4 protein-coding genes and 1 pseudogene are annotated in these 4945 nt (G+C 59.3%); 2 read left to right on the top strand and 3 right to left on the bottom strand.

Annotated features, from left to right (window positions below):
- Both Q0526_RS04240 and Q0526_RS04235 read left to right on the top strand, forming a co-directional pair.
- Positions 1 to 578, top strand: a 578-nt coding sequence (locus Q0526_RS04240) for an ATP-binding cassette domain-containing protein (protein WP_298731185.1), incomplete at its 5' end; no start/stop codon positions are given.
- On the top strand, positions 578 to 1489 hold the full coding sequence (locus Q0526_RS04235) for a SufD family Fe-S cluster assembly protein (RefSeq protein ID WP_298731183.1): 912 nt from the start codon (positions 578 to 580) through the stop codon (positions 1487 to 1489). The genes Q0526_RS04240 and Q0526_RS04235, both read left to right, overlap by 1 nt.
- A gap of 59 nt (positions 1490 to 1548) precedes the next feature.
- Here Q0526_RS04235 and Q0526_RS04230 read toward each other — a convergent pair whose 3' ends face one another.
- The 3 genes and pseudogenes from Q0526_RS04230 to Q0526_RS04220 all read right to left on the bottom strand — a co-directional run.
- Positions 1549 to 2787, bottom strand: coding sequence for an AI-2E family transporter (locus Q0526_RS04230; protein ID WP_298731181.1), 1239 nt, complete (start codon positions 2785 to 2787; stop codon positions 1549 to 1551).
- A gap of 51 nt (positions 2788 to 2838) precedes the next feature.
- Positions 2839 to 3990 (bottom strand): AI-2E family transporter, encoded by a 1152-nt coding sequence (locus Q0526_RS04225; RefSeq protein WP_298731179.1) that lies wholly within the window; start codon positions 3988 to 3990, stop codon positions 2839 to 2841.
- Between the two features lie 142 nt (positions 3991 to 4132).
- Positions 4133 to 4945 (bottom strand): annotated as a pseudogene (locus Q0526_RS04220) (hydratase); the annotation flags it as partial.

Raw genomic sequence — 4945 nt, 5'->3', positions numbered from 1 at the left:
GCGGCCAGATCCTGCTGGACGGGGTGGACATCACCCATATGTCCATCACCGAGCGGGCCAATCTGGGGCTGAGCTATGCCTTCCAGCAGCCGGTGCGCTTCAAGGGCCTGCAGGTCAAGGACCTGCTGAGCTTGGCTGCCGGCAAAAACACCAGCATCACCGAGGCCTGCAACTACCTCAGCGAGGTAGGACTTTGCGCCCGGGATTATATCGCCCGCGAGATCAACGCCAGCCTGTCGGGCGGCGAACTCAAGCGCATCGAGATCGCCATGGTTCTGGCCCGGGGCACCAAGCTGTCCATCTTTGACGAGCCGGAAGCGGGCATCGACCTGTGGAGCTTCCAGAATCTGATCCGGGTGTTTGAAAAGATGTACGAGCAGACCCGGGGCAGCATTTTGATCATCAGCCATCAGGAGCGGATCTTGAACATTGCCGACAAGATTGTTGTCATCAAGGACGGCCAGATCGAGAAGGAAGGTCCCCGCACCGAGATCTTGCCCGCCTTGCTGGGCAGCGCCGATGCTTCCGCCCCGGCCTGCAGCGTTCTGACCGATAAAGTTGAGGGGGTGCGCAGCTGATGGACGCCATTGAAAAGAACCTTTTGAAAGAAATCGCCGAACTGGACAGCCTGCCGGTAGGCGCTTACAACATCCGGTCCAACGGTCAGTTGGCGGGGCGCAACACCACCGCCAACATCGACATTGTCACCAAGACCGACAAACCGGGCATCGACATCTACATCCGCCCCTTTACCAAGAACGAGAGCGTACACATTCCGGTGATTTTGAGCCAAACCGGCTTGAAAGATCTGGTCTACAACGACTTTCACATTGGGGAAGGCGCCGACGTAACCATCATTGCCGGGTGCGGCATCCACAACTGCGGCGGCGGCAACGCCGAGCATGACGGCATCCACACCTTCTGGCTGGCCAAGAACGCCAAACTGCGGTATGTGGAAAAGCACTACGGCGACGGCCGGGGCAAGCAGATCATGAACCCCACCACCATCGTCCATCTGGCGGAAGGCGCCCAGATGGAGATGGAAACCACCCAGATCGCCGGTGTGGATGACACCATCCGTAAGACGGGCGGCGACTTGGCCGCAGGGGCCAGCTTGGTGGTCAAAGAGAAGATCATGACCACCGGCGACCAGCACGCCGTCACCGACTTCAACGTGGACCTGAACGGCGAGGGCTGCTCGGCCAACATTGTTTCCCGCAGTGTGGCCAAGGATGTAAGCAAGCAGGAATTCATCAGCCACATCAACGGCAACTGTGCCTGCGCCGGCCACTCGGAGTGCGACGCCATCATCATGGACAACGCCTCGGTCATTGCCAGCCCGGCCCTGACCGCCAACAGCGTGGACGCCAGCCTGATCCATGAGGCCGCCATCGGCAAGATCGCCGGGGAACAGCTCATCAAACTGATGACGCTGGGCCTGACCGAAAAGGAAGCCGAGGATCAGATCGTCAACGGATTCTTGAAATAACCAAACAGCAAAACCCCCGCCGCAGAACTTGCGGCGGGGGTTTTTATGTACAGAAACGGTCAGGACACCGAAGCCGGTTCCCGTGCTTCGGTTTTTTCGGCGGTCTGCCCTTCCGGTTGGGCCGGAGCGGGGCGAGGGTTGCCCTCGGCGTCGATGCCCCGGCGGTCCAGCAGATAGACGACGATCTCGTGGAGCAAGCCGTAAAGGGTGGCAAACAGCGGCACACCGATGACCATACCCACCAAGCCGAAGAGGTCGCCGCCCACTACGATGGAGAAAAGCACCCACAGCGACGAGATACCGATGGACTGGCCCAAAATCTTGGGGCCGATGAAGTTGCCATCCACCTGTTGGATAAAGAGGATCAGCACGGCAAAGATCAGCGCCTGTACCGGGTCCACCAGCAGCAGGATGAAGATGCTGGGGATGGCGCCGATGAAGGGACCAAACACCGGAATGATGTTGGTGATGCCCACAAAGACGCTGACCAGCAGGGCAAAGTCCAGCCGAAGGATGGACATCAGTACAAAGGTCAGCACCCCAATGATGCCCGAGTCGATGATCTTGCCCACAAAGAAACCGGTAAAGTTTTCGTTGGCATAGTGGCAGATGCGCAGCGTGTTGCGGGCAATGGATTCCGGCAAAAAGGCGTGGACCAGCGTCTTGGTCTGGTGGATCAGCTTATCCTTGCTGGCCAGCATATAAATGCTGGACGCCACCGCCGTGAAGACCGCCACAAAGTTGGAAGCCACACTGCCGATGGTGCTGACGATCTGGGGCATGGCACTGCTGGCCACACTGTACAGCTCTTTCATCATGGTTTCCGAGTCGTCCAAGATGCGCAGCACGTTTTGCACCTGCAGGCCGTAGTTGTCTTGCAGGTACAGCAGGGTATTCTGCAGCCCCTCAAAGTAGCCGGGCAGGCTGTTGAAGAGGATGACAATGCTGGAAATGATCTGGGGGATGACCAGCCACGCCAGCAGCGCCAGCAACAGCAGCGCCACCACATAGGACAGCAAAATGGCCACCCAGCGCAGCCGCAGCACGTCATGGAACAAAGCCCGATGGAACCACTTGACCATCGGGTTCAGCACAAAGGCCAGCACCACGCCCCCAGCAAAGGGCGAAAGAATGCGCAGCAGCTCATAAAAGCCGCCCATAAAGTAGCCCAGATTGTTCAAAAACAGATAAAACGCAATGCTGGCGAAGATCAAGCAAAGCCACTCCAGCATGCTGTCAGGTTTTTTATCCCAAAAATACTTTCCGCTCACCGTTTTTCGCGTTCCCTTTCTTACCATCTTCCTTTACTATTGTACCGTTCGGCAGACAGGTGTACAAGGGGCCACTTGTTAATTTTTTGTGTCTTGCCCGGGCAGCGGATTGCCGTCCTCGTCAATGCCCCGGGCGGTCAGGCCGGCCCCCACCGCCTGCTTGAGCAGGTTCACAATCACCGCCAGCGTGGGCACCCCGATGACCATGCCCGGAACGCCAAACAGGCTGCCGCCCACAATGATGGCCATCAAAACGCCCAGACCCGGCAGGCCAATGGCACCGCCCAGAATGTGGGGCGCAATAAAGTTGCCATCGATCTGCTGCACCACCAAGATGATCAGCACAAATTCCACCGCCTGCAGCGGGGATTCCAGCAGCAGGATGATGGTTCCCGGCACGGCCCCGATAAAGGGCCCCAGCAGCGGGATGACGTTGGTTACCCCCACCAGCACTGCGATGAGGGGGGCGTAGTCCAGCCGGAAAAGGGACATCAGCAGGAAGGTTTCCACCCCCACCAACAGCGCATCCATCAGTTGGCCGCCGATATAGCCGCCAAAGGTCCGGTTGGCCATGGTACACACCGAGAAGAGGCTGCCCGCCTGTTGGGGCGGCAGTGCGGCCCGCAGGCAGACCCGCACCGCCCGCAGCAAAAGGTCTTTGCTGCTCAGCAGATAGATACTGACCGCCAGCGTCACAAAGCTGTCCATGGCCACCCCGGCCACCCCAGCCGCCGCATCGGCCGCCGCCTGCGCCGCTTGGCCGGAAATGGACTTGAACCAGTTCTGCACTTCCGTCGTCAAGGCGCCCACGTACTCCTCCAGCGTGGCCGTATCGATGCCAAAGGTTTGCTGCACCCACGTCAGGGTATTCTGAATATCCTCCTCATAGCTGCTCAACCGCCCCACAAAGGAGCTGATACTGGCCGCCAACTGGGGCACCACCAGCGAGAGCAGCAGCGCCACCACGCTGAACAGCAAAATATAGCTCAGCACCACGGCCAATCCCCGTTTGCCGTGAAAGAGCTTTTCGGCAAAGAACCGGGCCGGGATGTCCAGCACATAGGCCAGCACCACGCCCCAAGCAAAGGGGCTGAGGATGTTTAAAACCTTTTGTACACCGCCCGCGATGGCCGGCAGTTGCCACACCACACCAAAAATCACCGCAATGCCCAGCGCCAACCGCAGGTAATCCCCCGTGGTGCGAGGCACACGTTCCAACCAGTGTTTCAAAAAAGGATTCCTCCTTGGATTCGTTCTGTTTGATGGCCATTATAGCATATACCATTAGAATATGCCACCTTCGCGCCGTCCCAAACCAGAATTTTACAAAAAAGCAGTCCGCGCCGAAACAGCGCGGACCGCACAAAGACCGTTAGTGGTTTTTATAGTAGTTGATCAGGCAGCCGTCCGCCAAAATCTGCCGTTCGGCGTCGGTCATAGCGCCCAGCCGCACGGTGAAGTTCACCACGCCGCCGTCCGGCTTGACCGCCACAGCGGGGATGGTATCGGCAGCTTCCAGCAGGGCCTTGCGCACACCGGGCAGGAAGACATAGTCCCCGTTGTCCAGCACGTTGGGGGTATCCAGCAGGAAGGGCAGCATGCCCCAGTTGATGCAGTTGGAGCGATACCGCTTGGTGGCGTACTCGCAAGCGAAGTTGGCCGCACCGCCCAGTACCCGCTGGCAGCTAGCGGCCTGTTCCCGGGCGGAACCGTCGCCGGGTTTGTTGGCAAAGATGGCCGAGCCGATGTTGGTGACCGCTGCATCGGGATGGTACCCCAGCTTAGCCAGTTCGGCGTAGACCTTGGCAATCTCTTCGGGCAGGCTGCCGGCGTCCAGCGCCTGCACCGCCTTGGCCCCCGGCACGTAGGCCGGGTCCTTGCGGGAAAGGGTAAATTCCGCCAACCGCAGCGGGTTGGAACGGAAAGAAGAAGTCTCTCCCGAGGGGATCAGCTCATCGGTGGTGGTGACGGGATCGGTGATGTAGCTGACGATCTTGACCAGCAGATCCTCGCTGAGGGCGGGCTGCTCCGGCCAATCCTTGATGTTGGGGCCGAACTTCAAGGCGTAGTCCGGTTCGGGATGGCCCCAGCCGTTGTAGATCCGCTTCTCGTAGACGCCCTGATCAAAGTGGTATTCCGGGGCGGTATACTCGGTGTCGCAGACCTCGCTGGCAGCGGTGAGATA

It is taken from the genome of uncultured Subdoligranulum sp. (assembly GCF_937890665.1).
This window is presented reverse-complemented; position numbering and strand designations above follow the sequence as displayed.